30 protein-coding genes are annotated in these 26,489 nt (G+C 69.1%); 12 read left to right on the forward strand and 18 right to left on the reverse strand.

Translation table 11 applies throughout. The annotated features are described in order from the left end of the window. The first annotated feature begins 119 nt into the window (after positions 1-119). Positions 120-374, forward strand: a complete 255-nt coding sequence (gene whiB1 / locus ACAG26_RS25010) for a transcriptional regulator WhiB1 (RefSeq protein WP_071027132.1) — start codon at positions 120-122, stop codon at positions 372-374. Between the two features lie 62 nt (positions 375-436). Here the strand turns inward: whiB1 and ACAG26_RS25015 are convergent, their stop codons facing one another. Both ACAG26_RS25015 and ACAG26_RS25020 read right to left on the reverse strand, forming a co-directional pair. After that, a complete protein-coding gene (locus ACAG26_RS25015) occupies positions 437-1,912 on the reverse strand; it encodes a sensor histidine kinase (RefSeq protein ID WP_370485776.1) in 1,476 nt (491 codons plus the stop codon). 13 nt (positions 1,913-1,925) lie between these two features. After that, entirely contained in the window at positions 1,926-2,141 is a 216-nt protein-coding gene (locus ACAG26_RS25020; RefSeq protein ID WP_370485777.1) for a biotin/lipoyl-binding carrier protein, read from the reverse strand. Positions 2,142-2,261: 120 nt separating this feature from the next. Between ACAG26_RS25020 and ACAG26_RS25025 the strand changes: the two genes are divergently transcribed. The 3 genes from ACAG26_RS25025 to ACAG26_RS25035 all read left to right on the forward strand — a co-directional run bounded on the left by ACAG26_RS25025 (position 2,262) and on the right by ACAG26_RS25035 (position 4,396). Then, positions 2,262-3,125, forward strand: a complete 864-nt coding sequence (locus ACAG26_RS25025) for an LLM class F420-dependent oxidoreductase (protein ID WP_370485778.1) — start codon at positions 2,262-2,264, stop codon at positions 3,123-3,125. A gap of 254 nt (positions 3,126-3,379) precedes the next feature. Continuing rightward, a complete protein-coding gene (locus ACAG26_RS25030) occupies positions 3,380-4,036 on the forward strand; it encodes a hypothetical protein (protein WP_370485779.1) in 657 nt (218 codons plus the stop codon). Between the two features lie 285 nt (positions 4,037-4,321). Further along, positions 4,322-4,396 carry a 50S ribosomal protein bL37 gene (locus ACAG26_RS25035; RefSeq protein WP_085976515.1) on the forward strand — a complete coding sequence of 25 codons (75 nt, stop codon included), beginning with the start codon at positions 4,322-4,324 and terminating at the stop codon, positions 4,394-4,396. A gap of 42 nt (positions 4,397-4,438) precedes the next feature. Here ACAG26_RS25035 and rsrA read toward each other — a convergent pair whose 3' ends face one another. Both rsrA and ACAG26_RS25045 read right to left on the reverse strand, forming a co-directional pair. Beyond that, complete coding sequence (gene rsrA, locus ACAG26_RS25040) at positions 4,439-4,741, reverse strand: mycothiol system anti-sigma-R factor (RefSeq protein ID WP_370485780.1); 303 nt, start codon at positions 4,739-4,741, stop codon at positions 4,439-4,441. Then, a complete protein-coding gene (locus ACAG26_RS25045) occupies positions 4,738-5,370 on the reverse strand; it encodes a sigma-70 family RNA polymerase sigma factor (RefSeq protein WP_370485781.1) in 633 nt (210 codons plus the stop codon). Before ACAG26_RS25045 ends, rsrA begins: the two co-directional genes overlap by 4 nt. Positions 5,371-5,682: 312 nt before the next feature. On the opposite strand from ACAG26_RS25045, the gene ACAG26_RS25050 reads away from it, so the two are divergent. Together ACAG26_RS25050 and ACAG26_RS25055 are read left to right on the forward strand one after the other, a co-directional pair. Beyond that, on the forward strand, positions 5,683-6,180 hold the full coding sequence (locus ACAG26_RS25050) for an aminoacyl-tRNA deacylase (RefSeq protein ID WP_370485782.1): 498 nt from the start codon (positions 5,683-5,685) through the stop codon (positions 6,178-6,180). A gap of 10 nt (positions 6,181-6,190) precedes the next feature. Further along, a complete protein-coding gene (locus ACAG26_RS25055; protein WP_370485783.1) occupies positions 6,191-7,039 on the forward strand; it encodes an SDR family oxidoreductase in 849 nt (282 codons plus the stop codon). Positions 7,040-7,041: 2 nt separating this feature from the next. Here the strand turns inward: ACAG26_RS25055 and ACAG26_RS25060 are convergent, their stop codons facing one another. Genes ACAG26_RS25060 through ACAG26_RS25075 form a run of 4 tightly spaced genes read right to left on the reverse strand, consistent with a single transcriptional unit; the run spans position 7,042 to position 9,150 of the window. Next, complete coding sequence (locus tag ACAG26_RS25060) at positions 7,042-7,851, reverse strand: enoyl-CoA hydratase/isomerase family protein (RefSeq protein ID WP_370485818.1); 810 nt, start codon at positions 7,849-7,851, stop codon at positions 7,042-7,044. Positions 7,852-7,871: 20 nt separating this feature from the next. After that, positions 7,872-8,456 (reverse strand): TetR/AcrR family transcriptional regulator, encoded by a 585-nt coding sequence (locus tag ACAG26_RS25065; protein ID WP_370485784.1) that lies wholly within the window; start codon positions 8,454-8,456, stop codon positions 7,872-7,874. Between the two features lie 50 nt (positions 8,457-8,506). Further along, complete coding sequence (locus tag ACAG26_RS25070) at positions 8,507-8,908, reverse strand: PIN domain-containing protein (protein ID WP_370485785.1); 402 nt, start codon at positions 8,906-8,908, stop codon at positions 8,507-8,509. Then, positions 8,905-9,150, reverse strand: a complete 246-nt coding sequence (locus tag ACAG26_RS25075; protein ID WP_370485786.1) for an AbrB/MazE/SpoVT family DNA-binding domain-containing protein — start codon at positions 9,148-9,150, stop codon at positions 8,905-8,907. Before ACAG26_RS25075 ends, ACAG26_RS25070 begins: the two co-directional genes overlap by 4 nt. Positions 9,151-9,315: 165 nt before the next feature. On the opposite strand from ACAG26_RS25075, the gene ACAG26_RS25080 reads away from it, so the two are divergent. The 3 genes from ACAG26_RS25080 to ACAG26_RS25090 are packed head-to-tail and all read left to right on the forward strand — an operon-like array spanning position 9,316 to position 10,930. Then, complete coding sequence (locus ACAG26_RS25080) at positions 9,316-10,563, forward strand: alkane 1-monooxygenase (RefSeq protein WP_370485787.1); 1,248 nt, start codon at positions 9,316-9,318, stop codon at positions 10,561-10,563. Continuing rightward, positions 10,563-10,751, forward strand: a complete 189-nt coding sequence (locus ACAG26_RS25085; protein WP_370485788.1) for a rubredoxin — start codon at positions 10,563-10,565, stop codon at positions 10,749-10,751. Before ACAG26_RS25080 ends, ACAG26_RS25085 begins: the two co-directional genes overlap by 1 nt. Beyond that, the gene (locus ACAG26_RS25090; protein ID WP_370485789.1) at positions 10,748-10,930 is read left to right on the forward strand and encodes a rubredoxin; all 183 of its coding nucleotides are present in this window, start codon (positions 10,748-10,750) and stop codon (positions 10,928-10,930) included. Before ACAG26_RS25085 ends, ACAG26_RS25090 begins: the two co-directional genes overlap by 4 nt. Positions 10,931-11,022: 92 nt before the next feature. Here ACAG26_RS25090 and ACAG26_RS25095 read toward each other — a convergent pair whose 3' ends face one another. Further along, complete coding sequence (locus ACAG26_RS25095) at positions 11,023-11,796, reverse strand: SOS response-associated peptidase (RefSeq protein WP_370485790.1); 774 nt, start codon at positions 11,794-11,796, stop codon at positions 11,023-11,025. A gap of 44 nt (positions 11,797-11,840) precedes the next feature. On the opposite strand from ACAG26_RS25095, the gene aroA reads away from it, so the two are divergent. Together aroA and rsgA are read left to right on the forward strand one after the other, a co-directional pair. Then, complete coding sequence (gene aroA / locus ACAG26_RS25100) at positions 11,841-13,133, forward strand: 3-phosphoshikimate 1-carboxyvinyltransferase (RefSeq protein WP_370485791.1); 1,293 nt, start codon at positions 11,841-11,843, stop codon at positions 13,131-13,133. Beyond that, positions 13,130-14,110 carry a ribosome small subunit-dependent GTPase A gene (rsgA, locus tag ACAG26_RS25105; RefSeq protein WP_370485792.1) on the forward strand — a complete coding sequence of 327 codons (981 nt, stop codon included), beginning with the start codon at positions 13,130-13,132 and terminating at the stop codon, positions 14,108-14,110. Before aroA ends, rsgA begins: the two co-directional genes overlap by 4 nt. Before the next feature lie 23 nt (positions 14,111-14,133). Here rsgA and ACAG26_RS25110 read toward each other — a convergent pair whose 3' ends face one another. From ACAG26_RS25110 to ACAG26_RS25135, 6 genes are all read right to left on the reverse strand, one after another. Next, positions 14,134-15,717, reverse strand: a complete 1,584-nt coding sequence (locus ACAG26_RS25110; RefSeq protein WP_370485793.1) for a gamma-glutamyltransferase family protein — start codon at positions 15,715-15,717, stop codon at positions 14,134-14,136. 124 nt (positions 15,718-15,841) lie between these two features. Continuing rightward, positions 15,842-17,185 carry a fatty acid desaturase gene (locus tag ACAG26_RS25115; RefSeq protein WP_370485794.1) on the reverse strand — a complete coding sequence of 448 codons (1,344 nt, stop codon included), beginning with the start codon at positions 17,183-17,185 and terminating at the stop codon, positions 15,842-15,844. An 81-nt stretch (positions 17,186-17,266) separates the two neighbouring features. After that, positions 17,267-18,400 carry a ferredoxin reductase gene (locus tag ACAG26_RS25120; protein WP_370485819.1) on the reverse strand — a complete coding sequence of 378 codons (1,134 nt, stop codon included), beginning with the start codon at positions 18,398-18,400 and terminating at the stop codon, positions 17,267-17,269. A gap of 139 nt (positions 18,401-18,539) precedes the next feature. Further along, on the reverse strand, positions 18,540-19,055 hold the full coding sequence (locus tag ACAG26_RS25125) for a hypothetical protein (protein ID WP_370485820.1): 516 nt from the start codon (positions 19,053-19,055) through the stop codon (positions 18,540-18,542). A 14-nt stretch (positions 19,056-19,069) separates the two neighbouring features. Beyond that, on the reverse strand, positions 19,070-19,885 hold the full coding sequence (ppk2, locus tag ACAG26_RS25130) for a polyphosphate kinase 2 (protein ID WP_370485795.1): 816 nt from the start codon (positions 19,883-19,885) through the stop codon (positions 19,070-19,072). Next, positions 19,882-21,291 (reverse strand): wax ester/triacylglycerol synthase family O-acyltransferase, encoded by a 1,410-nt coding sequence (locus ACAG26_RS25135; protein ID WP_370485796.1) that lies wholly within the window; start codon positions 21,289-21,291, stop codon positions 19,882-19,884. The genes ppk2 and ACAG26_RS25135 overlap by 4 nt, the downstream gene beginning before the upstream one ends. A 185-nt stretch (positions 21,292-21,476) precedes the next feature. Here ACAG26_RS25135 and ACAG26_RS25140 point away from each other — a divergent pair, with 185 nt between their 5' ends. Further along, entirely contained in the window at positions 21,477-21,959 is a 483-nt protein-coding gene (locus ACAG26_RS25140) for an Rv3235 family protein (protein ID WP_370485797.1), read from the forward strand. On the opposite strand, the gene secA is transcribed toward ACAG26_RS25140, so the two are convergent. From secA to ACAG26_RS25155, 3 genes are all read right to left on the reverse strand, one after another. Beyond that, on the reverse strand, positions 21,956-24,796 hold the full coding sequence (gene secA / locus ACAG26_RS25145) for a preprotein translocase subunit SecA (protein WP_370485798.1): 2,841 nt from the start codon (positions 24,794-24,796) through the stop codon (positions 21,956-21,958). The genes ACAG26_RS25140 and secA overlap by 4 nt on opposite strands. A gap of 123 nt (positions 24,797-24,919) precedes the next feature. Continuing rightward, a complete protein-coding gene (gene hpf / locus ACAG26_RS25150; RefSeq protein ID WP_370485799.1) occupies positions 24,920-25,627 on the reverse strand; it encodes a ribosome hibernation-promoting factor, HPF/YfiA family in 708 nt (235 codons plus the stop codon). A gap of 214 nt (positions 25,628-25,841) precedes the next feature. Next, positions 25,842-26,477 (reverse strand): ComF family protein, encoded by a 636-nt coding sequence (locus ACAG26_RS25155; RefSeq protein ID WP_370485800.1) that lies wholly within the window; start codon positions 26,475-26,477, stop codon positions 25,842-25,844. Positions 26,478-26,489: the final 12 nt, after the last annotated feature.

Raw genomic sequence — 26,489 nt, forward strand, 5'->3', positions numbered from 1 at the left:
TCGGATGCAAACCGTAAGGATTTCTTGCGCCCGCTAACAGCCGAAGAAAAAATGCTCGTGCGCTGCTGCGCACACAGCACTGCGCCGTGCAGCGCACACAGTTAAAGGAGTAAGCAGGTATGGATTGGCGCCACAGGGCGGTTTGTCGCGACGAGGATCCGGAACTGTTTTTCCCGGTAGGAAACAGTGGCCCGGCGCTCGCGCAGATCGCTGACGCGAAACTGGTCTGCAACCGGTGCCCGGTGACCACCGAATGCCTCGCCTGGGCGCTGGAAACCGGCCAGGACGCTGGCGTGTGGGGCGGTATGGGCGAAGACGAGCGCCGCGCCCTCAAGCGGCGCAACGCCCGGACCAAGGCGCGCACCGGGGTCTAACCACCCGGTCGACGAAAAGCATTGCGGCCCCGACGATGTCGGGGCCGCTTTGTGTGAGGTCGTCACTGCGCCAACCGAACTCGGCGACCGATCGGCACCCGCAGCACCATCTCGGTTCCGCCCCCGTGGGCGTTCCGCGTGCTCAGCGTGCCGTCCAACTCGGCCGACACCAGGGTGCGCACGATCTGCAGGCCCAACCGGTCGGAGGCCTCCAGGTTGAAGTCGTCGGGCAGCCCGCGGCCGTCGTCGCGGACCACCACGTCCAGCCAGCGCGCCGACCGTTCGGCGCAGATCGTCACCGACCCCCGGGGAACCGCCGGGTCAAACGCGTGCTCGATGGCGTTCTGGACGAGTTCGGTGATCACCATGATCAGGGCGGTCGCGCGGTCGGCGTCCAGCACCCCCAGCGCGCCGCTGCGGTTGATCCGGATCGGGGTGTCCACGGTGGCGACGTCGTTCATGATCGGCAAAATCCGGTCGATCACCTCGTCGAGGTTGACCTCCTCGTCCACCGACATCGACAACGCGTCGTGGACCAGCGCGATCGACGACACCCGCCGCACCGACTCCAGCAGCGCCTCGCGGCCCGCGGCGTTGGTGGTGCGGCGGGCCTGCAGGCGCAGCAACGCGGCCACCGTTTGCAAATTGTTCTTCACCCGATGGTGGATCTCACGGATGGTGGCGTCCTTGGACAGCAGCGCGCGGTCGCGGCGCTTGACCTCGGTGACGTCGCGGACCAGCACCGCCGCGCCGGCGGCGGCGCCGTGCACCACCAACGGCAGCGTCCGCAGCAGCACCGCCGCACCGCCGGCCTCGACCTCCAGCCGCATGCTGGACCCGCCGGCCAGCGAATCGTGCACGTGCTCGGCCAGCTCCTGGGCTTCGAACGGATCCGAGATCAACGGCCAGGTCACCGCGACTAGGTCGTGGCCCTCCAGTTCGGCGGTCAACCCCATCCGGTGGTACGCCGACAGTGCGTTGGGACTGGCGTAGGACACCACCCCCTCGACGTCGAGGCGGATGAAGCCGTCACCCACCCGGGGACTCGACCGCGACATCGCCAGATCCCCGACGTCGGGAAACGTGCCCTCCGACAGCATGTGCACCAGATCCCGCGCGCAGTCCAGGTAGGCGGTCTCCAGCGGGCTGGAGGCGCGTTCGGCGGCCAGCGCCGTCTGATGGGTCAACACCGCCACCACCTGGTCCGCGTAGCGCACCGGGACCGCTTCGACGTTCTGGTCTCCGGTATCGCTTTGGTGCCCGATGCTGCCGGAGTCAAATGCCGCGGTCACCAGCGGCAGCTTGTCGGCGCTGACCACGGTGCCGACGACGTCACGGTCCAGGATCGTCGGCGCGGTGTTGGGCCGGCATTGCGCCACGCACACCAAGACGCCGTCGTCGCGGCGGACCCACATCAGGTAGTCGGCGAACGACAGATCGGCCAGCAGCTGCCACTCCCCGACGACGGCATGCAGGTGGTCCACGGCATTGCCCGGCAAGACCGTGTGTTCGGCGAGCAGGTCACCGAGGGTGGACATCTGCTGGAGACGGTCAGCTGATCACGGCGATCAGATCACCGGCCTGGATGACGTCACCCACCGAGACGTTCACTTTGGTGACCGTGCCCGCAGCTTCGGCTAGGACCGGGATTTCCATCTTCATCGACTCCAGCAGCACCACGGTGTCGCCCTCGCCGATCTGATCGCCCTCGCGGACCACGACTTCAAGCACGCTGGCCACGATCTCCGCGCGAACATCCTCGGCCATCTTCACCTCGTTCATAACCCAGCCGGTGTTTGGCAATTCTGCCGCTCCATCGAACCACAATGGCCCTGCACCGGTGAGCTGGGAGTGTCCCGGCGGCTCCGCTGTGGCACCGTAGCCACCATGACGAATCTTTCTGGTGTGGGCATCTGGAGTGCACAGCTGCGCTACGGCGATTCCGCCGAGGCGGCCGAGGCGGCAGCCGAACTCGAGGAGCTCGGGTACCCGGCGCTGTGGATTCCCGACGTCGGCGGGCCGGTCTTCGACGCCGTGGGCCATCTGTTGGCGTCCACCCGCACCGCGACCATCGCGACCGGAATCCTCAACTTGTGGATGCATACCCCGCAGGAGACCGCCGAGGCGTTCGCGGCGCTGACGGCCACGCACGGCGACCGGTTTTTCCTCGGGATCGGCGTCAGCCATGCACCGCTGATCGACTCGCGGCAGCCGGGCCGCTACCGCAAGCCGCTGCAGGCCACGGCCGCCTTCCTCGATGGGCTTGATGCCGCGCCGCAGCCGGTACCGACCGAAAGCCGGGCCTTGGCCGCATTGGGGCCCAAGATGCTGCAACTCGCCGCCGAACGCACCCGCGGCGCCCACCCGTATTTGGTCACCCCCGAACACACCCGCCGCGCCCGGGAGGTGCTCGGCGCCGGGCCACTGCTGCTGCCCGAGCAGACGGCGATCCTGACGACCGACCGCGACGAGGCGCGCAGCATCGGAACCGATTGGCTGCGTTCGTATCTGGCGATGCCGAACTACGCCAACAATTTGCGACGCAGCGGCTTCTCGCCCGACGAGATCGCGTCGGTGAGCGACCGGTTGCTCGACGCCATCATCGTCTGGGGTGATGAGGAGGCGGTCAAGCGCCGGGTCGACGAGCATCTGCAGGCCGGCGCGAACCATGTCTGCGTGCAGATACTCACCGCCGACCCGAACGCGTTCCCGCGGGAGCAGTGGCGCCGGCTGGCGCCCGCGGTGGTGTAACGCCGGCGCGGATGGGCGGGTCGCCGCCCAGGTCAGGGTCACCGGACGGCTCCGCGGGCGAGAGCGCGCAGGGTAAGCGGATTCGAAGAGAAGTAAGCGAACCTATAGAAATCGTTCTGTGATCGTGTCGTGTTTCAGTTGTGACTAACGAATACCAGTGTTACCAGGGTGACTTGAGTGCCTGAAACACGTCGGGTGCCTCAGCTGAGTTGAGGAGCATTCCCTTGTCTACCAACATGTTTGAGACTTCCACGATGCGCGCATCGCTGGCCCGTGCCGCCGTGGGCGCCGGGCTGGCCCTGGCCGTCTGTGGCGTGATCGGCTACGGCGGCGCGGTCGCCGGCGCGTCTCCGGCGCCGGCCGACGATCCGGTGCCCGCCCCGGCCCCAGCCCCGGCCCCGGCGGCGTCGGACCCCAGCTCGCCCGTCAACGTCGCCAATGCGCTGCTGACACCGCTGAATGCGATCCTGAACAAGTTCTTCCCGGGGCTGGAGCCCACCGCCCCCACCTCGCAGTTGCCGGCCACCGGCTATCCGGGCTCCACCGTGCCGGGCTATCCCGGCACCACGCTGCCCGGCCAGACCCCCGGCTATCCCGGCGCCACGCTGCCCGGCCAGACCCCCGGTCAGTTGCCGGGCCAGACCCCGGGCTACCCGGGCACCACGCTGCCGGGGCAGACCCCCGGCTACCCCGGAACCACGGCGCCGGGGCAGACCCCGGGGGTCTCGGGCTATCCGAATGCCACCGCACCCGGCCAGCCCGCCGTGCCCGGTCAAGCACCCACGGCGCTGCCCGGCCAGCCCCCGGCGTCGCCGGGGCTCACCAGCCCCACACCGCCGGGACTGACCAGCCCCGCACCGCCCGACCCGGCCGACACCGCGCCGGCCGATCCGAGCGTGCCGGTCGTCTGACCGGTCGCGGCGCGAGCCACGCAGTTGTTCGCGCCCAGCCTGCGGTCGCGGCATCGAGGCCGCACTGACGGCGCCCAGCCTGAAGCCAGGGCGTGAATTCTTGTGCAAACACGCGCTCAGTACGGTCTCGACGCCGTGAGCGCAGCCTCGGCACCGTGACCGCAGCCTCGGCGCCCGCCCACCCAGTCGGGTCGCCATCGGCCCCCAGGATGGGGTGTGACCTGGCACCCCGCCAGCCCCATGAGAGACTGCCTTACAAGGAAAACCGATTAAGGAGGGCGAACTATGGCCAAGCGTGGCCGCAAGAAACGTGACCGCAAACACAGCAAAGCCAACCACGGCAAGCGGCCCAACTCCTGACGGGCCGCTTCGCCGTTTGGGCCGGGCGCGTGACGGGGCCGCTCAGCCGCCGCGGATGATGATGGTTCGGCTGATCTCCAGCCGCAACCGCTCGCGCAAGCTCTGCGGGGCTTTCTCGCCACTGCACTTGCGGGCGATCAACGCCTTGATCCGCTCCTCAAGCCCGTAGTGCCGCAGACAACCGGGGCATTCTTCGAGGTGCTGGCGCAGTTTCGCCTTGGTCTCCGCGGTGCATTCGCCGTCGAGCAGCGTCCATACCTCAGCGACCACCTCAGCGCAGTCGGGCCGGGCGTCAGACGTGCCCGCGCGGTCAGCGGGGTCTCCCCCGCACGAGAACTCGGTCACGACGACACCTCCTCGGCCGCCTGATCACCACGTATGAACCCGCGGTCCCTGGCCACATCGGCCAACAGGCCACGCAACTGGCGTCTGCCGCGGTGCAGCCGCGACATCACCGTCCCGATCGGGGTGTCCATGATCTCGGCGATCTCCTTGTACGGGAACCCTTCGACGTCGGCGTAGTACACCGCCATCCGAAACTCTTCGGGGAGCTGCTGCAGCGCATCTTTGATCTCGGTATCCGGCAGCGACTCGAGTGCCTCGACCTCCGCCGAGCGCAGCCCGGTCGAGGAATGCTCGGCGCTGGCCGCAAGCTGCCAATCGGTGACCTCGTCGGTCGGATAAACCCCTGGTTGGCGCTGTTTTTTGCGGTAGCTGTTGATGTAGGTGTTGGTCAGGATCCGGTACAGCCACGCCTTGAGGTTGGTGCCCTCCTTGAAGGAGCGAAACCCCGCATAGGCCTTGACCATGGTTTCTTGCAGCAGGTCCTCGGCATCGGCCGGATTGCGAGTCATGCGCAGCGCGCCGCCGTACAGCTGGTCCAACAGCGGGATCGCATCGCGCTCAAAGCGCGCAGTCAGCTGGGCGTCGGTCTCCTCGGAACGAGCGGGCCCGGTCGCGCCTTCGTCGGCCATCGTGATTGACACTGTCCCTTCTGTCGCGGTGCCCTCAACCAGCCTCGGCAGCTGCACCAGACGCTCGGCGTGCCGAGCCAACCGCTCCTCGCCTAACAGGCTCATCGCTGTTGACACCCGACTCCCCTTCGTCCGATCTTACGGCGGCGACCGACCATGTCACCTGCCGGTCGTCTTCGCCCGTACCCGGCGCGCCGGCGGCCCCAGCCGCCGCGACGCAACTGCCTCAGATAACAGCGCCGGCCCGGCGGCTATTTCCGGTCGCGATCCGGGCGGCGGACCGCGGTCCCGGGCGGGCTCTAGTCTGGGCCGGTGGCACGTGCGGCGACCCCAGCGATCGCGGCCCTGACGGCGGCCGCGGTTCCGCACCAGGTGCTGCGGTATCGGCACGACCCGCGTCAGCAGGCGTTCGGCGCGGAGGCCGTCGAGGCCCTAGCCCAGCTCGGCGTCGACGGTGTAGTGCCCGAGCAGGTATTCAAGACGCTGATTCTGACGCTGCCCGACGGCCTGGCGGTGGCGGTGTTGCCGGTCCCGTCCACGCTGTCGCTGAAGGCGGCCGCCGCCGCGCTGGGGTCGCCGAAGGCGGCACTGGCCGACCCGGCGGCGGCCCAGCGATCCACCGGCTATGTGGTGGGCGGCATTTCGCCGCTCGGTCAGCGCAGAGCGCTCCCGACGGTGGTGGACTCCTCGGCGCTGCAGTGGGATCGGGTGTTTTGCAGCGCCGGCAAACGAGGCTGGGAAGTGGCGCTGGCCCCGGCCGACCTGATCGCGCTGACCGATGCGGTCACGGCGGCGATCCGGGCGACATAGGGTGACGAGCATGTCGCTTTCCGGGAAAACCATGTTCATCTCAGGGGCCAGCCGCGGAATCGGGTTGGCGATCGCCAAACGGGCCGCCCGCGACGGCGCCAACATCGCGTTGGTCGCCAAGACCGCCGAACCACACCCCAAGCTGCCCGGCACGGTGTACACCGCGGCCAAGGAGATCGAGGACGCCGGCGGCCAGGCACTGCCCATCGTCGGCGATGTCCGCGATGGCGAGTCGGTCGAGGCCGCGGTGGCCCAGGCGGTGGCCCAGTTCGGCAGCATCGATATCTGCGTCAACAACGCCTCGGCGATCAACCTGGGCTCCATCACCGAGGTGCCGCTCAAGCGCTTCGATCTGATGAACGGCATCCAGGTGCGCGGCACCTACTCGGTGTCGCGGGCCTGCATCCCGCACATGAAGGGCCGCGACAACCCGCACATCCTGACCCTGTCACCGCCGATCAGGCTGGAGTCCGAGTGGCTCAAACCGACCGCGTACATGATGGCCAAGTTCGGGATGACGCTGTGTGCGCTGGGCATGGCCGAGGAATTGCGCGCCGACGGGATCGCGTCCAACACGCTGTGGCCGCGCACCCTGGTCGCGACCGCGGCCGTGCAGAACCTGCTCGGCGGTGACGAGGCGATGTCGCGGGCCCGCAAACCCGACGTCTACGCCGACGCCGCCTACGTCATCCTCAACAAGCCCGCCACCGACTACACCGGCAACTCGGTGCTGTGCGAGGACGTCCTGGTGGAATCCGGGGTGACGGACCTGTCGGTGTATGACTGCACCCCGGGCGGCGAACTCGGGGTCGACCTGTGGGTCGACACCCCCAACCCGCCCGGATACACCCAGCCGTAAATTCAGCGCAGTAGGGCGGCCACGCTGGCGGCGAACGCCGCGGTGGTGAAGCAGGTGGGTTCGGCGAATTCTTCGAGGGTCAGCGCGTCGTTCCAGTTGGCGTCGGCGGCGGTGCGCAGCAGCGGTTTGGTCATCGCCACCGCATGCGCTGGCAACGCGGCCACCCGGGAACACCATTCGTCGGCCGTGGTCAGCAACCGCTCGTGGGCCACCACCTCATGAACCAGCCCCAATCGTTGCGCGGTGGCCGCGTCGATGTGCTCGCCGCGCAGGTAGTAGGCCAGCGCGCCCTGATAGCCCAGGCGCCGGGTCAACGCCCAGCTGGTGCCGACCTCCGGAAGCAGACCCAGCCGACCGAATGCCGGCACCAGCACCGCGCGTTCGCTGGCGATGGTCATGTCGCAGGTCAGCGCCCAGGCCAGCCCCACCCCGGCGGCCGCGCCGTTGAGCGCGGCGACGAAAATGGTGTCGGAGGTGGCGATAAGCCGTGCGATGCCGCCGAATTCACGACGGATCCACCGCCACACGTCGGCCGCCCCCTCCGGCTCGGGGTCGGCGCGCCGCTCGGTGACGTTGCGCATCATCTTCAGGTCGCCGCCGGCGCTGAATCCGGGCCCGGCACCGGTCACGACGACCGCGCGGACCTCGGCGTCGGCCGCCAACTCCTCGAGCGCGCGCCGCAGTTGCCGCACCAGCGGCGCAGACAGCGCGTTGAGCCGGTCGGGTTCGTCGAGCGTGACCACCGCGCGGTCACCGCGATGCTCGATCCGGACCCGACGCGGCGCGTGCGGGTCGTCACCGTCAGCGACCATCCGGGTGTAGAGCGATTCTGTCACCGGTCGTCCTCCTCGCTAACGTTGGCGCGCAACGCCGTCCACGCGGCGTCGGCGAAGATGTTGATGGCGCCGCGCGGCATTTTCGGCTCGCCGCCGGCGATCCAGTGTCGGCTGAACTCCTGCGCGGGGCCGAACCACAATGCGGCGGTGATCCCGGGCTGCATCCGCCGCAGCACGCCGTAGGCATGATGCGGCCGCCACCAGTCCCGGACGGCGGCGAAGAACGCGCGGTTGGACTCCCGCAACGCGGCGCTGTCGAGCCGATCGCCGAGCAGCAATGCCGCCTCGGCGCGGTGCGCCGCCACCCACCGCAGGTGATGCTCGACGCCGCCGCGGATCCCGCCCTCGGCGTTGCCGTGTTCGCGCAACATCGCGATGAATCCGTCCTGATATTCGGCCATCACCTGGGCGTAGACGGCCGCAGCCAGCGCCGGTTTATCGGGGAAATGGTGATACAGCGCACCGACACTCACGTTTGCCTCACGCCGGACCTCGTCCAGCGTGGCGGCCAGCGCACCGTCGACCGCGAACCGGCGGCGCGCCACGTCCAGCAGCTTGCCCCGCGCGTCCGATGTCGGCACGAGGAATACTCTACCGTTACCGAGAAATCCTCGGTAGGTCCTCGACGGCGTCAGACCTGTGGTGGTTCGATCCGCGCAATGGTGTTGATCCGATCGATAGACCGGTCGAAGGACACGACCCGACCAACGCCGGTGCTTTCGGCGCACGCGACCAAATACGCCTCGGCGAAGTCGATTCGGTCGGTCTCATACACCTCAACCGCGCGAAGCAGCAGCGCCGGATCTACGCAGACGATCGAATCGAACGCGATGAGTGACCGCATCGCTTGGGCGATTTGGTCACGCGGCGCGTCGTAGAACGACTCCAGCACATACACCGTCTCGGCCACGGCGAGGTCGGTCAACAGCAGCTCCTGGTCGCCGCCCAGATACGACGTCGCGCGGGCCGCCATCTCCGGCGGGTCACCGGTCAGATGGCGAACCAGGATGTTCGTGTCGATGAAAGCGTTCACCGTCGAGCGGCGCGATCCGATCTGGTCCGTCGAATCACGTCATCCCAGGCGACGTTGCGCTTGGCCGCGGGCACCCGGACCGTGCCCGCCAGAGCCAGAAAGTCCGGTGTCCGGGCCAGCACGGCGCGATCTCCCTCGACGCGGAACACGACCTCGTCCCCCGCCTTGATGGCGAGTGCATCCCGAACCACCTTGGGGATCGTGACCTGCCCCTTTGAGGTCACCGTGGCGGCTGCGTCCATCCTGGCTCCTTACTTGACTCCTTGGGTAAGGATAACTCGCGCGTGCGTTTGGTCCCGGAAGACAACAGAACGCCGGAAGTTGAGTGGTTCACGACGTCGTCGCGGCGCGGTGCCGCTGCCAAAGTGAACCGCACTGTGACATCCCTTATCGAGAGGTAACCCGACATGACAACGCAATTCCGCACCGACGCTGAGGGCACCGTCGGCGCCCCTGCGGGTGGTTGGCGAGACAAAAAGCGCTATCTGTGGCTGCTGGGGCTGATCGTGCCCACCATGCTGTTCCTGATGCTGCCTATCGTGTGGGAGCTCAACACCCTCGGCTGGCACACCGCAGCGCAGCTGCCGTTGTGGATCGGGCCGATCCTGCTGTATGCCCTGTTGCCGACGCTGGACCTGTGCGTCGGCGCCGACGGCCAGAACCCACCCGATGAGGCGATGCACCGGCTGGAGAACGACCGTTACTACCGCTACGCGACCTACGCCTACCTTCCGTTCCAGTACGCCAGCGCCATCTTCGGCGCCTACCTGTTCACCGCGTCGGATCTGGGCTGGCTCGGTTTCGACGGTGCCCTGGGCTGGCTGGGCAAGATCGGGGTGGCGATGTCGGTCGGCACCGTCGGTGGGGTCGGCATCAACACCGCTCACGAACTCGGTCACAAGCGCGAAAACCTGGAGCGGTGGCTGGCCAAGATCACCCTCGCGCAGGTCTGCTACGGGCACTTCTACATCGAGCACAACCGCGGCCACCACGTGCGGGTGGCCACCCCGGAAGACCCGGCGTCGTCGCGGCTCGGCGAAACGTTCTGGGAGTTTTTGCCGCGCACCGTGTTCGGCAGCCTGCGTTCGGCGGTCGAGCTAGAAGCCCAGCGCATCCGCCGACTCGACAAGAATCCGTGGCACCCGTCAACGTGGCTGGGCAACGACGTGCTCAACGCCTTTGTGATGTCGGTGGTGTTCTGGGGCGTGCTGATCGCGGTGTTCGGCCCCGCGCTGGTCCCGTTCGTGCTCATTCAGGCGATCTACGGCTTTTCCCTGCTGGAATCGGTCAACTACCTCGAACACTACGGGCTGCTGCGCCAAAAGCTGCCCAACGGCCGCTACGAGCGCTGCACGCCGCAGCACAGCTGGAACTCCGATCACCTGGTGACCAACCTGTTCCTGTACCACCTGCAGCGGCACAGCGACCACCACGCCAACCCGACCCGGCGCTACCAGACGCTGCGCAGCATGGACGGCGCACCGAACCTGCCCGCCGGCTACGGCTCGTTGATCGCGGTGACGTACTTCCCGCCGGTGTGGCGCAAGCTGATGGACCACCGGGTGCTGGCGCACTACGCCGGCGACATCACCCGCGCCAACATCCACCCGCGCGTCCGCACCAAGGTGCTGACCCGCTACCAGGTGGCGGCCTAATGGCCGGCTACGCCTGCCCGGGCTGCGGCTACGTCTACGACGAAACCGTCGGCGCGCCGCGGGAGGGCTTTCCGGCCGGCACGCCCTGGGCGCAGATCCCCGACGACTGGTGCTGCCCGGACTGCGCGGTCCGGGAAAAACTCGACTTCGACCCGGTAGCCAACAGCGGAATAGGAGCAAGGAAATGACCGATTACAAACTGTTCGTCTGCGTGCAGTGCGGCTTTGAGTACGACGAAGCCAAGGGCTGGCCCGAAGACGGCATCGCCCCGGGCACCCGCTGGGACGACATCCCCGAGGACTGGAGCTGCCCGGACTGCGGCGCCGCCAAATCCGACTTCGAGATGGTCGAAGTCGCCCGGGTTTAGGCGAATGCAGACTCGAAAGTCCCCGAAACACGGCGGTTTCGGGGACTTTCGCCGTGGATCCAGTACGGCCCGCGGCGCAACCCGTCAAGCCGCTACAGCAGGGTGGCCTGCTCGGCCTGCGGCTGGGCCGGCTCGATCAACTCGGGGCCGTTATTGCGCACGCTGTTGACCAGGGTGGACACCTCGCGCAGCGCCAGGCCCGCCACGTCGGGCGGTTCGGCCAACAACTGCAGATCCGCGTCGGCGTCCGGGTCCAGCCAGGTGTCCCAATCGCTTTCGGGCACCACCAACGGCATCCGATCGTGGATGTCGGCCAGCTCCCCGACCGCGTCGGTGGTGATGATCGTGCAACTCAGCAGCGGTTTGGCGCCCTCCGGGCCCTTCCACACCGACCACAGCCCCGCCATGAACAGCATCTCGCCGTCGGCGCGATGCAGATAAAACGGCGTCTTCCCGGCCTTCTTGCCGGCGGGGGTATCCGGGTTGACGCGCCATTCGTAGTAGCCGTCCATCGGAATCAGGCAGCGTTTGGATTTGGCGGCCGACCGAAACGCCGGCGAGGTGGTGACCTTGTCGGCGCGGGCGTTGATCAGCAGCGGCCCCTTGCCGTCGGGCGCCCCGTTGGGGCCCGGCTTCACCCACGGCGGCACCAGCCCCCAACGCATCAACCGCACCCGGCGGGTCGGCTCGTCGGCGGGCTCGCGGTGCCGAGCAACCACGGCCGTGATCGTCGAGGTGGGCGCCACGTTGTAGTTCGGACCGCCGGCCCGCTCCCCGTCGGGCACCGCACCGGTCGCCTCGTCGATGGCCTGGATTTTCTCGGCCAGCAGCGCCGGGTCGGTGGTCACCGCGAACCGTCCGCACATGCCTTCCATGGTGGCAGAAGCAGCCGACAGGGCAGGATGGAGCGGTGAACACCTGGCCGGCCCCGTCCACGTCGTCCCCGATCACCGCCACGGTCACCGTGCCCGGTTCGAAATCACAGACCAACCGGGCGCTGGTACTCGCGGCGCTGGCGGCCGCGCAGGGGCAGGGCGACTCCACCATCGTCGGGGGGCTGCGCAGCCGCGACACCGACCTGATGGTCGGCGCGCTGCGCACCCTGGGCCTGCAGCTGACCGAGGACCAGGCCGAGCTGACCGTCGGCGGCGCGTTGTCCCCGGCACCGGGCGCCCGGGTGGATTGCGGCCTGGCCGGCACCGTGCTGCGGTTTGTCCCGCCGCTGGCCGCCCTGGCCGAGGCGGTGGTGGAGTTCGACGGCGACGAGCAGGCCCGGGCCCGGCCCATCGCGCCGCTGCTGGAGGCGCTGCGCGGCCTCGGCGTCGACATCGCCGGCACCGGCCTGCCGTTTACGGTGCGCGGCACCGGCGCGGTCCGCGGCGGCACGGTGTCCATCGACGCGTCGGCGTCGTCGCAGTTCGTCTCCGGGCTGCTGCTGTCCGGTGCGGCGCTGACCGAGGGGCTGACCATACAGCACACCGGCGCGGCGCTGCCGTCGGCGCCGCATATCGCGATGACCGTGACGATGTTGCGCCAAGCCGGCGTCGACGTCGACGACACGGTCCCCAACCGCTGGCGGGTCGCGCCCGGTGCGGTGGCGGCCCGGCGCTGGGAGATCGAAGCCGACGTGTCCAACGCGCTGCCGTTCCTGGCCGCCGCCGTGGTCAGCGGCGGCACCGTGAGCATCACCGGCTGGCCCACCGCCGGCGTCCAACCCACCGACGCCATCCTGGGCATCCTGCGTCGGCTGAACACCGTGGTGTCGCAATCGAACTCCTATCTCGAGGTGAGCGGTTCGCGGGAGTACGAGGGCTTCGACGTCGACCTGCGCGACGTCGGTGAGCTCACCCCGACGGTGGCCGCGCTGGCGGCGCTGGCCGCCCCCGGTTCGGTGTCCCGGCTGACCGGGATCGCCCACCTGCGCGGCCACGAGACCGATCGGCTGGCGGCGCTGAGCACCGAGATCAACCGGCTGGGCGGCGACTGCGCCGAAACCCCGGACGGCCTGGTGATCACCGCGACCCCGCTGCACGGCGGGGTCTGGCATGCCTACGCCGATCACCGGATGGCCACGGCCGGCGCGATCGTCGGTCTGCGGGTCGACGGCGTGCAGGTGGACGATATCGGCACCACCGCCAAGACGCTGCCGGAGTTTCCGCGGCTGTGGGCGGACATGCTGGCCGGTCAAGGGCGCGACGATTGAGACCCGGCGACTACGACGAATCCGACGTCAAGATCCGCGCGGGCCGGCGCACCCGGCCGCGCACCAAGACCCGCCCCGAGCACGCCGACGCCAAGGCCGCCATGGTGATCGGCGTCGACCGGGGCCGCTGGACCTGCGCGCTGGGTCGCGACCCGCGCCACCCGGTCACCGCGATGCGGGCCCGTGAACTGGGCCGGACCCCGATCGTCGTCGGCGACGAGGTCGACGTGGTCGGGGACCTGTCCGGGCGCCCGGACACGCTGGCCCGCATCGTGCGGCGCGGGATCCGCCGAACGGTGTTGCGCCGCACCGCCGATGACACCGACCCCAGCGAGCGGGTGGTGGTCGCCAACGCCGACCAACTGTTGATCGTCGTCGCGCTGGCCGACCCGCCGCCGCGCAGCGGGCTGGTGGACCGGGCGCTGATCGCCGCCTACGCCGGCGGGCTCACCCCGATCCTGTGCCTGACCAAAACCGACCTGGCCCCGCCGGCGCCGTTCGCCGAACAGTTCACCGGCTTGGACCTCACCGTGGTCACCGCCGGCCGCGACGATCCGCTGGCGGCGGTGGCCGATCTGCTGGTCGGCCAGATCACCGTGTTGCTCGGGCACTCCGGTGTCGGCAAATCCACCCTGGTGAATCGCCTGGTGCCCGAGGCCGGTCGGGCCACCGGCGACGTCTCCGGGGTCGGCAAGGGGCGGCATATCTCGACGCAGTCGGTGGCGCTGCCGTTACGCGACGGCGGTTGGGTGATCGACACCCCGGGCGTGCGCTCATTCGGCTTGGCCCACATCGAACCCGACGATGTGCTGATGGCGTTCTCCGATCTAGCCCAGGCGATCGCCGAGTGTCCCCGCGGCTGCGGCCATCTGGGGCCGCCGGCCGATCCGGAGTGCGCGCTGGATACGCTCAGCGGCCCGGCGGCCCGGCGGGTGGCCGCGGCCCGACGGCTGCTGGCCGCGTTGACCGAGGCCTAGCCGGGCCTCCGCGCGCGGGCGGGTTAGAAGCCGGCGGCTTGGCCGTCGCGGCGGGGATCGCTCGCGGCGAAATAACCGGCGTCGAGCCGCCAGATCGCTTGGCAGCTTCCGAACTCGGTGGAGTCGTCGACGACGACCAGGTCATGGCCGCGCCGGTGCAGTTCGTCGAGCGTCGCCCGGGGAAACCCGGGCTCGCACGCGACGTGCAGACCGTGCATCCAGCGAAACCGGGGGGCGTCGCACGCGGCCTGCGGGTTTTGACCATGCGCGGCGATGCGCACCACAAGTTGCACGTGGCCCTGCGGCTGCATGGTGCCACCCATCACCCCGAAGCTCATCACCGGTGCGCCGGCTTGGGTCAGGAAGCCCGGAATGATCGTGTGGTACGGACGCTTATTGGGGCCGACCCGGTTCGGATGCCCCGGTGTCGCCACGAAATCCGCGCCCCGGTTTTGCAGCGAGATGCCCGTGCCGGGGACCACCACACCCGAGCCGAATCCCCAGTAGTTGGACTGGATCATCGACACCATCATCCCCGAGGAATCCGCGGCGGTGAGATACACGGTGCCCCCGCGGGGCGTTCCGGCGGCCGCCGGCTTAGCCCTCATCCGATCGATCAACCCGGCACGCTGTTTAAGGTACTCGGGGTCCAACAGATCGTCGGGACGCACGCGCATGTAGTCCACGTCGCCGACATAGGCCTGCGCGTCGGCGAACGCGAGCTTGACGGCTTCGATCTGCAGATGCACGCTATCGGCGGAATCCACGGGGACGTCGGTCATATCGAGCTGCTCAAGAATGCCGAGGGCAATGAGCGCGACGATCCCCTGCCCGTTCGGCGGGAGCTCATGAACGGTGTAGCCGCGGTAGCCGGCGCCGACGGTGCCCACCCAGTCGGCGCGGTGCGCGCCGAGGTCGGCGGCCCGCAGGGCGCCGCCATGGGCCGCCGCGTGCGCCGCCATCTTGGCCGCCAATTCTCCGTGATAGAACGCCTCACCCCGGGTGGCGGCGATCTGCTCCAGGCTGAGCGCATGGTCGGGTAACGTGACCAGCTCGCCCGGCCGGGGCGCTCGACCACCGGGCATGAACGTTTCGGCGAAACCTGGCTGGGACGCAAGCCGCGGTACCTGTGCCGCCCATTGCTGCGCAACCGTGGGTGAGACCATAAAACCGTTGCGGCCGTAGGAGATCGCCGGTTCGAACAGCCGCGTGAACGGCAGCTTTCCGAAGGTGGCGTGCAGCTCGGCCCACGCCGACACCGCGCCCGGAACCGTGACCGAATTCCAGCCGAGGTCCGGGACTGCGTTGCCCTCGAAGTACTCTGGCGTCCACGTCGCCGGCGAGCGGCCCGACGCGTTCAGTCCGTGCAGCCGCTGCCCGTCCCAGACAATGGCGAACGCGTCCGAGCCGATCCCATTGGAAACCGGTTCCACCACCGTCAGGGTGATGGCGGCGGCGACGGCCGCGTCGACGGCGTTGCCGCCCTCGGCAAGCATCCGTAGACCCGCTTGAGCGGCCAGCGGCTGCGAGGTACACACCACGTTTCCGACCAGAACGGGTTTCCGCGGCCAGGCATACGCCGAATCCCAGGTGAACGGCACGGACACCCCCGGATCGTCGCACACCGGCGACTCTCAGCGGTACCACCGGCGCGGCGTGGCTGCGCAGCCCGCCGTCCCCGTCCGCATGCACCGCCGTCGGAATTCCGGCGCCGGCCGACAGCTTGGCCCGCTACGCAGCGTCAGAAGCATCGCCCCGGCGAGCGTGCGCAGAATCGGGGTTCGGCACGGCGTGCCGGCCGGGGACACGCACGCTCGCGCGAGAACGAGAGAGCCTGGACTCGCGGCGCCACTTCCGGGCCGCGGCGATCGCGCTCTTGAGCCCGCGCCGGCGCCCGGTGACCGGATCGGTCTGGGCGAAACCCTCACCTAGGGCGGTGAACATCTGCTCGCTGCGGGTCTCCGGGGCGTCGTCGGCGGTGTCGCGCAGGAAGTGATCCGGCAACGACAGTTTGGCGATGGTGCGCCAGGTCTTGGCGTACTGCAGCAGGAACGGCCCGGAGGTGTAGGGCAGGTCGTATTTGTCGCACACCGCCCGCACCCGCACCGCAATCTCGGGTAGCCGGCTGCTGGGCAGATCCGGGTACAGGTGGTGTTCGATCTGGTGCGACAGGCTGCCGCTCATGAACCGCATCACCGGCCCGGCGTCGATGTTGGCGCTGCCCAGCATTTGCCGCAGGTACCACTGCCCCTGCGACTCGCCGATCATGTCGGTCTTGGTGAATTTCTCGGCGCCGTCCGGGAAATGGCCGCAGAAGATGATGGCGTTGGACCACACGTTGCGGATCACGTTGGCCACCGCGTTGGCCGTCGCGGTGGACTTGTAGCTGGCCCCCGGCGACAACGCGGTCAGCGCCGGGAACGCGACATAGTCCTTGAATAGCTGCCGGCCGGCCTTACCGGAGAACTCCCGCAGCCGCACCAGGGTGGCCTCACGGTCCGAGCGGCCCTTGAAGATCTTGCCGATCTCCAAATGCTGCAACCCAACTCCCCACTCGAACCCGATCGCCAAGATGGTGTTGAACACCAGGTTGAGCAGGTTGAACCGCTTCCAGGGCTGATCGCGGGTGACGCGCAGCATGCCGTAGCCCACATCGTCGTCCATGCCGAGGATGTTGGTGAACTTGTGGTGCGCGAAGTTGTGGGTGAACCGCCAGTGTTTGGACGCCCCGCTCATGTCCCACTCCCAGGTGCTGGAGTGGATCTCCGGGTCGTTCATCCAGTCCCACTGGCCGTGCATGACGTTGTGGCCGATCTCCATGTTCTCGATGATCTTGGCCACGCCCAGCGTCACCGTGCCCGCCCACCAGGCGCCCCGCCGGGAACTGGCCGCCAGCAACAGCCGGCCGACCAGCTCGAGGCCCCGCTGCGCGGCGATGGTGCGGCGGATGTAGCGCGCATCCCGTGCACCGCGCGAGTCCTCGATATCGCGACGGATGGCGTCGAGTTCGGCGGCCAGGTTCTCCACATCGGCGTCGGTCAGATGCGCGAATACTTCGACGTCAGTGATCGCCACTAATCCTGCCTTCCCATTCTCCCGACCCGTGAACCTACGTTAGCGTAACCTACGACACCGTAGGTTACCAGTGGGTAGCCCCTAGATGTCGAGTACACAATCGCCCGACGCGGCCGAGATGCAGGTTTGGATCCGGGTGCCCGGTTCGTGTTCGGCGCCGTTGCGCAGGTCGCGGACGTGGCCCTCGACCAGGTCGACCACGCACGACTGGCAGATCCCCATCCGGCACCCGAACGGCATCTGCACCCCCACCCGCTCGCCGGCGTCCATCAGCGAGGTCGCCGCGTCGGCGACCACACTGCGGTCGCTGCGCGCGAAGGTCACCGTCCCGCCGGGACGGCCCTTGGTGTCCACCCGAGCCAGCGCGAACCGCTCCAGGTGCAACCGGTCGTCCAGACCGGCGGCCGCCCATAGCCGCTCGGCGTCGTTCAACATCGCCCCGGGCCCGCAGGCCCAGGTCTGCCGCCGCCGCCAATCCGGCACCGCCGCGTCCAGGGCGTCGATGCGGCTCAGGTCCAGCCGGCCGTGGCTGCGGGTGGTGCGCAGCTGCAGCCGGTAGCCGGGGTGGTCGCGGGCCAGGTCGGCGAGCTCGGCGCCGAACAGGACGTCGTCGGCCGTCGGCGCCGAATGCAGGTGCACGATGTCGGTGATCTGGCCGCGGCGGACCAGGGTGCGCAGCATCGACATCACCGGGGTGATCCCGGACCCGCCGGTGAGGAACAGCACCGCCGGCGGCGCCGGGTCGGGCAGCACGAAATTGCCTTGCGGCGCGGCCAATCGCACGATGGTGCCGGGAGCCAGGCCGGCCACCAGGTGGCTGGACAAGAAGCCCTCCGGCATGGCCTTGACGGTGATGGTCACCGTGCGCGCCCCGGTCACCGGGGTGGAGGTCAGCGAATACGACCGCCACCGCCACCGGCCGTCGACCAGCACGCCGATGCCGATGTACTGGCCGGGCTGGTAGTCGAAGCCAAAGCCCCAGCCGGGTTTGATCACCAGCGTCGCCGAATCCTCGGTTTCCCGGCGGACCTCCAGCACCCGGCCCCGCAACTCGCGCGCCGACCACAACGGGTTGGCCAGCTGCAGATAGTCGTCGGGCAGCAGCGGCGTGGTGATCCGGGCCGCGATGCGGCGCAGCGCATTCCAGCCCGGATGCCGGTCCGCGCCCGCGATGCTGGGGCGTCGGGTATCGCCCACGTTGGCGGTAATTTTCATGTATTTCTTGCCCACTAGAAGCTCCTGCTCACCACCCGGCTCCCCCGGACAACGTCAACAACCTACGCTACCGTAACCTACGGTACCGTATCCGGGTCGTGCCGGCCGGGTGCGCCGGATCCGACGGTGAACCCGCAGCTCAGAGCAGTTCCAGCAGGAACGGCAGCTCCTGGGTCGCATACCAGGCCAGGTCGTGGTCCTGGGCGTCGCCGACGGTCAGTTCGGCGTCCTCGTCGCCGAGATCAGCGTCGTCGATGACGGCCACGGCCGCGGCCACCGCGGGTTCGGCGGCGGCGTTGTCCACATAGGTCGCGACCACGTCGCTGATCGCCACCGGCCCCGCCAGCCGCACGACGGCGTCGTCGAGGTCGGGGCGGGCGGTGACCTTGGCGGGGTCGTCAATGTCGGCGACCAGCACCGCGCGGCGGGTCGGCAGGCCGGCCGGTTCGGTTGCCTCGGTGGCCAACAGCCGCAACGACGCCAGCGCCGCCTCGCCCAGCGCGACCTCGGCGAGTTCCTCGTCGTCACCGTGCGCATACGCCTCGCGCAGCCGGGGCGTCACCGCGAACGCGGTGCCGCTGACCGGCCGCAACGAACCGTCGGCGACCAGTTGCTGCAGCATCGCCAGCGTCGCCGGGATGTAGACCCGCATCAGCTGACCTTAACCGGCTATTCCCGATCACCCAGCAATGTGGCCACGTGGTCGTCGACATAGTGGTAGCGCTCCCGCGGCGGCCGGTGATAGGTGCCGCTGGCGACCACGCGTTTGGGCAGCTGCACCCGGGGTTGCTCGACCGGGTGGTAGTCGATGGTGGACAGCAGGTGCGCCATCATGTTCAGCCGGGCGTGCCGCTTGACGTCGGATTCCACCACGTACCACGGACTGGCCGGGATGTCGGTGTGTTCCATCATCTCGTCCTTGGCCCGCGAGTAGTCCTCCCACCGGTAGATCGATTCCAGATCCATCGGGCTGAGCTTCCACTGCCGGACCGGGTCCTTGCGCCGCTTGCGGAACCGGCGCAGCTGCTCCTCGTCGGACACCGAGAACCAGTACTTGCGCAGCACGATCCCGTCCTCGATGAGCATCTGCTCGAACAGCGGGGTCTGCCGCAAAAACAGCGCATGCTCGGCGGGGGTGCAAAACCCCATCACCTTCTCCACGCCGGCCCGGTTGTACCAGGACCGGTCGAACAGCACCATTTCCCCCCGGGTCGGCAGCCGTTCGACGTAACGCTGGTAATACCACTGGCCGCGTTCGCGCTCGGTGGGCACCGGCAGCGCGGCGATCCGCACCACCCGGGGGCTCAGATATTCGGTGATGCGTTTGATCGTTCCGCCCTTGCCGGCGGCGTCGCGGCCCTCGAACACCACCACGATGCGGGCCCCGGTGTCCCGCACCCATTCCTGCAGCCGGACGAATTCGGTTTGCAGACGGAACAGTTCGGCTTCGTACACATCTTTGGAGAGGGTGGTCGGTGCGCTCACTTCGCGGCCTCCAGCAACTCGTCCAGCGATTCGGCCAGCAGCGCCGGCAGCATATCGACGTCGCTCATCGCTTGCCGGTCGGCGTTGATCCCGAAATACACCATCCCGTTGTAGGACGTCACCCCGATGGCCAGCACCTGGTTGTACAGCAGCGGGGGCACGGCATAGGTTTCGAGCAGTTTCGTGCCGGCGATGTACATCTGCGCCTGCGGGCCGGGCACATTGGTCATCAACAGATTGAACACCCGAGCCGAGTAGGTGGTGGCCACCCGGGTGCCCATCGCGTGCAGGGTGGACGGGGCGAACCCGGACAGGGTGATGATGGTGCGCGCGTCGACCGCCGTGCCCGCCGCCGAATGCGATTCGGTGGCGTGCGCGATCTGGGACAGCCGGATCACCGCGTTGGGTTCCCCCACCGGCAGGTCGACCAGCAGCGGGGTCACCGCGCTGATGGCCTGGCCCTGGCCGGGCGGGTCGACGCTGCCGTCGGGGTAGACCGACAGCGGCGCCATCGCCCGCACCGTCGCCGTCGGCGCCACCGGCTCGCCGCGGGACAGCAGCCAGTTGCGCAGCGCCCCGGACACCACCGCCAGCACCACGTCGTTGACCGTGCAGCGGTACCGCGCGTGCACGGTGCGGTAGTCCTTGAGCGCGGCTCGGCACACGGTGAACCGGCGGCTGCGCGTCACGGTGGTGTTCAGCGGGCTGCTGGGGGCGGTGCCGCGCACCACGGTCCGCGCCAGGTTGGCCACGTTGCGGCCCATGTCGGCCAGGTAGCCGGCGTTGGTGGCGACGTCGCTGAGCGTCGACCGGGCCATGCCGACCGAGGCGACCGGCCGCGCCATCCAATCCGCGACCGCGCCGACGACCAGTTCCGCGGTGCCCGGTTCGCGTCGGGGGATCCAGATGTCCTCCCCGAACGGGGGCGGATGCTGCACCCGGTCGACCATGACGTGGCCGATCTCCAGCGCCGACATGCCGTTGACCAGCGCCTGATGCGATTTGGTGTAGAGCGCCAGCCGGTTGTTGGCCAACCCCTCGACCAGATACATCTCCCACAGCGGCCGCGACTTGTCCAGCGGCTGCTGCGCCAGCCGGGCGATCAGGCCGTGCAGCTGCTCATCGCTGCCCGGCGACGGCAGCGCCGAGCGGCGCACGTGGTAGGTGATGTCGAAGTCGCCGTCGTCGATCCACACCGGCCGGGCCAGCCCCATCGTCACTTCCCGGACCTTTTGCCGGTAGCGCGGTATCTGCGGCAGCCGCTCCTCCACGGTGGCCAGCAACTTTTCGTAGCTCAACCCGGTGCGCGGCCGCCGCAGGATCGACAGCGCGCCCACATACATCGGCGTGGCGGTGTTTTCCAGCCGGTAGAAGGACGCGTCCGACGCGGACAACCGGGTCACCATCGCGGCCCGTCCTCCCTGGCTCGTTCGGCCCGTCGCGGGCTGGAAAAGCTAACCCGCCCACCGTAACCGGCGCGCCGGCCGCGGCGCAGCGCAGGTACACACAAATCCGCCCGTTGTGCGATGATGACCGCAGCGTCTGCCACTCTCCAGCAGGCCCGTCGGTGTATTCGATCTGGAGAGTTGACGTGCTCAGCAACCGCCCCACCCTCGCCGTCGTTCCGGTCGTCGACTACGAGCCGCCGCCGCGGGCGGTGCACCATCCTCGCCCGTCGTGCCCGGCCCGGCGCCGGGTGCGCGGCCCGCACCCGGCCCCGGCCGCGGTGCTCTCACCGGCGCTGCGGGCCGCCGGCGTGTTCGCCGACACCGCACTGCGCCGGGTCCTGGAGGTCGTCGACCGGCGTCGCCCGGCCGCCCAACTGCGTCCGCTGCTGACCGCGTCGCTGGTCGACGCGGTGCTGTCGATGCGTCCGGCGGTGGTCGGCGCCGGCGGTGCGGCGACGCTGCGGCGGCTGCGGCTGCAGCCGGTGGGGCCCGACGACCCGCCGTGCGCGGTGGAGGTATTCGGCAGCTACAGCCGCGGCCCGCGCACCCACGCGGTGGCGTGCCGGGTCGAACCTGTCCCCGACGACGACACCCGGTGGCAGGTGGTCGCCCTGCACATCGGCTAGCGCTTCTTGGTGGACTTCGGCTGCTTGGGGCCGCGGCCCTGCCGCCGCGCCGCCTCGCGGCGCTCGCGCCGGGTGCCGCCGGTCGCGGCGGACTGCCGGCCCTGGCCGTTGCCCCGCTGCACCTGGGCCGACCCGTCCTCGGCGGGCCCCGAATACGTCAGGGCCCGACCCGCGTCGTCGTCGATCCCCTTGGCGCGCAACGCCTGCGGTGCCGCGGGCCGGGTTTCGCCAGCGGCGGGCGCGGCGGCCGGCACCCGCTGCTGGGCGGTGGCCGCGGCGGCCGCGGCGAACTCCGTCAACGGCGACTCCACCGGGGCCACCGCCGGCGCCGGGGCGGCCTCCACGGACACGTTGAACAGGAACCCGACCGACTCCTCCTTGAGCCCGTCGAGCATGCCGATGAACATGTCGTAACCCTCCCGCTGGTACTCCACCAGGGGGTCACGCTGGGCCATCGCGCGCAGCCCAATGCCCTCTTTGAGGTAATCCATCTCGTAGAGGTGCTCGCGCCACTTGCGGTCGATGACGTTGAGCAGCACGCTGCGCTCCAGCTGGCGCATGGCACCGTCGCCGGCCAGCTCCTCCAGCTCGGCCTCCCGCGCCGCGTAGGCGCGTTCGGCGTCCTCGATCAGCGCCTCCAGCAGCTCCTCGCGGGTCAGCTCCCCGGGCTCGCCGATCTCGGTGGAGTCCAGCAGATCCTTGTGGTCGATGCCGACCGGGTACAGCGTCTTGAGCGCGGTCCACAGCGCGTCGAGGTCCCAGTCCTCGGCGTACCCCTCGGCGGTGGCGCCGTTGACGTAGGCGGTGATCACGTCGCGGAGCATGTCGAGGGCCTGCTCCCGCAGGTTCTCCCCCTCCAGGATCCGGCGACGCTCGGCGTAGATGACCTTGCGTTGCTGGTTCATCACCTCGTCGTATTTGAGGACGTTCTTGCGGACCTCGAAGTTCTGCTGCTCGACCTGGGTTTGGGCGCTCTTGATGGCCCGGGTCACCATCTTGGCCTCGATCGGCACATCGTCGGGCAGGTTGAGCCGGGTCAGCAACGCTTCCAACGTCGCGCCGTTGAAGCGGCGCATCAACTCGTCGCCCAGCGACAGGTAGAACCGGGATTCGCCGGGGTCGCCCTGACGCCCGGAGCGCCCGCGCAGCTGGTTGTCGATGCGCCGCGACTCGTGCCGCTCGGTGCCCAGCACGTACAGCCCGCCGGCCTCGACGACCTCTTTGGCCTCGTCGGCGGCTTCGGCCTTGACCTGCGGCAGCACCTCATGCCAGGCCGCCTCGTACTCGTCGGGGGTTTCCACTGGGTCCAGGCCCTGTTCGCGCAGCCGCTTGTCGGCCAGGAAGTCGGGGTTACCGCCCAGCACGATGTCGGTGCCGCGACCGGCCATGTTGGTGGCCACCGTGATCGCCCCGCGCCGGCCGGCCTCGGCGATGATGCCGGCCTCCTGCTCGTGGTACTTGGCGTTGAGCACGTTGTGCGGGATGCGCCGCTTCTGGAATTGCCGGGACAGATACTCCGAGCGCTCGACGCTGGTGGTGCCGATCAGCACCGGCTGGCCCTGCTCGTAGCGTTCGGCGACGTCGTCGACGACCGCGAGGTACTTGGCCTCCTCGGTCTTGTAGATCAGGTCGGAGCAGTCGGTGCGGACCATCGGCTTGTTGGTCGGGATCGACACCACACCCAGCTTGTAGATCTCGTGCAGCTCGGCGGCCTCGGTCTGGGCGGTGCCGGTCATGCCGGCCAGCTTGTCGTAGAGCCGGAAATAGTTCTGCAGGGTGATGGTGGCCAGCGTCTGGTTCTCGGCCTTGATCTCGACGTGCTCCTTGGCCTCGATGGCCTGGTGCATGCCCTCGTTGTAGCGACGCCCGATCAGCACCCGGCCGGTGAACTCGTCGACGATCAGCACCTCGCCGTCGCGGACGATGTAGTCCTTGTCGCGGGCGAACAGCTCCTTGGCCTTCAGCGCGTTGTTGAGGTAGCTGACGAGCGGCGAGTTGGCGGCCTCGTACAGGTTGTCGATGCCGAGCTGATCCTCGACGAACTCCACCCCCAGCTCGTGCACGCCGACGGTGCGCTTGCGCAGGTCCACCTCGTAGTGGGTGTCCTTTTCCATCAGCGGCGCCAGCCGGGCGAACTCGGTGTACCAGTTCGAGCCACCGTCGGCGGGCCCGGAGATGATCAGCGGGGTGCGGGCCTCGTCGATCAGGATGGAGTCGACCTCGTCGACGATCGCAAAGTTGTGGCCGCGTTGCACCAGGTCTTCCAGCGAATGCGCCATGTTGTCGCGCAGGTAGTCGAAGCCGAACTCGTTGTTGGTGCCGTAGGTGATGTCGGCGTTGTAGGCGACCCGCCGCTCGTCGGGGGTCATGCCGGACAGGATCACCCCGACCTCCAGACCGAGGAAGCGGTGCACCCGGCCCATCCACTCGCTGTCGCGTTTGGCCAGGTAGTCGTTGACGGTGACGACGTGCACGCCGTCCCCGGCCAGCGCGTTGAGGTAGGCGGGCAGCACACAGGTCAGGGTTTTGCCCTCACCGGTCTTCATCTCGGCGACGTTGCCGAAGTGCAGCGCCCCGGCACCCATCACCTGCACGTCGAACGGGCGCTGGTTGAGCACCCGCCACGCCGCTTCGCGGGCCACCGCGAACGCCTCGGGCAGCAGGTCGTCGAGGGATTCCCCGTCGCCGAGCCGCTTGCGGAACTCGTCGGTTTTGGCGCGCAGCTCGGCGTCGGTCAGCTTCTCCACGTCGTCGGACAAGGTGTTGACATAGTCGGCGACGCGCTTGAGGCGCTTGACCATGCGACCTTCGCCAAGGCGCAGCAACTTGCTCAGCACAGCTTGTCCCCTAGGGATCGGAGTCTTTGGCGTCCCCCATCGTAGGCGACGAACTGGAGGTAGCCGCCGCAGCGGCGATCACGAGGGCGGTGCAGCCGGGCGCTCCGGCTGCACCGCCGTTCGTCAGGCCAACCGGATCAACCCGTAGTCGTAGCCGTGCCGGCGGTAGACGACCGACGGCCGCTCGCTCTCCTTGTCGAAGAACAAGAAGAAGTCGTGGCCCACCAGCTCCATCTCGTAGAGCGCGTCATCCACCGACATCGGCACCGCGGCGTGCTCCTTGGTCCGCACGATCCGTCCCGGCTCCCGGTCGGTGCCGTCGAGCGCGGTGTCCACCTCGACACCATCACGCTGGTGCGGTCGGGTGGCGTCGACGTCCCAGGCGCTCGGGGAGGGCTCGGGCGGCGCGGTGGGGGCGGTGGCCTCGAACACCGAGACCGGCCTCTTGTCGCCGTAGTGGACCTTGCGGCGATCGTTGCCGCGCCGCAGCCGGCTTTCCAACCGGTCCACGGCGGCCTCGAAGGCCGCGTAAAAGCTGTCGGCGCGGGCCTCACCACGCACCACCGGCCCGCGGCCCCGGGCGGTGATCTCCACCTGCTGGCAGGACTTGCGTTGGCGTCGGTTGCGGGCGTGTTTGAGTTCGACGTCGAAGAGGTAAACGGAGCGGTCTAATCGTTCCAGGCGGGACAGCTTCTGCGAAACGTAGATACGGAAGTGATCGGGGATCTCGACGTTGCGGCCCTTGACCACGACGTCGGCGCGAAGCGTCGGTTCGGCCTGGTCGTCGGTGTCGGTCGACACGGGGCTGGTATCCACGAATTGGCTTGCCATACTCCACACTCGTTTCTTCATCACGTCGCACGCACGGGGCGTGTTGGGGTTGTCATGCGGAAACCGCTACGAGATGTCGAAGACTCACCTCCTACCGGAGAGTCGCCGCCGTCAGACGGGTGCTTGACCCCGACGGTAGCCCGTGTTCACCGGTCTGTGCCACTACTTTCGCAGACCTGTTGCGAGTTCTTCACGCGGTTGACGCGCCGGCAATTTACGCGGCCGCGATCACCAGCACACCGGCCACCCGGGCCCCACCCGCCCGCAGCATCCGGACCGATTCGGCGGCGGTCGCCCCGGTGGTGACGATGTCGTCGACCAGCAAAATCTCGGTGCCGACCGGGGTGCGTCGCCGCCGCGCCACCCGCCCGGCGATATTGCGTTCCCGGGCGGCGCTGCCCAGTCCCGCCGAGTCCCGGGCCAGCGCCGTCATCCGCAGCGCGGGCACCACGACGACGCCGGGATGGTCGGCCACCGCGGTCCGCGCGATCCGGGTGACCGGGTCACCGCCGCGGCGGCGGGCCGCGCAGCGCCGCGTCGGCGCCGGCACCAGGGTCAGCGGCACGTCGACCATGCCCCAGCTGAGCAGGCGGTGCAGCCCGATCGCCAGCGCCCGGGCCAGCGGGGCGATTAGGTCGGCGCGGCCGCGTTCCTTGACCGCCACGATCGCCTGCCGCCGTGCGCCGGCGTAGCGGCCCAACGCGAACACCGGTACCCCCGGGTCCAGCCGCGGGCTGATCAGGTGCGGCCGGCCCGGTTCGACGGTCAGCTCGGCGGCGCAGGCCGCACACCACCGGGTCGACGACGCCCCGCACCCGCCGCAGACCAGCGGTAGGGCCAGATCGAGCATGGGCCCAGTGTG

It is taken from the genome of Mycobacterium sp. pUA109, assembly GCF_041287095.1.
GTDB lineage: Bacteria > Actinomycetota > Actinomycetes > Mycobacteriales > Mycobacteriaceae > Mycobacterium.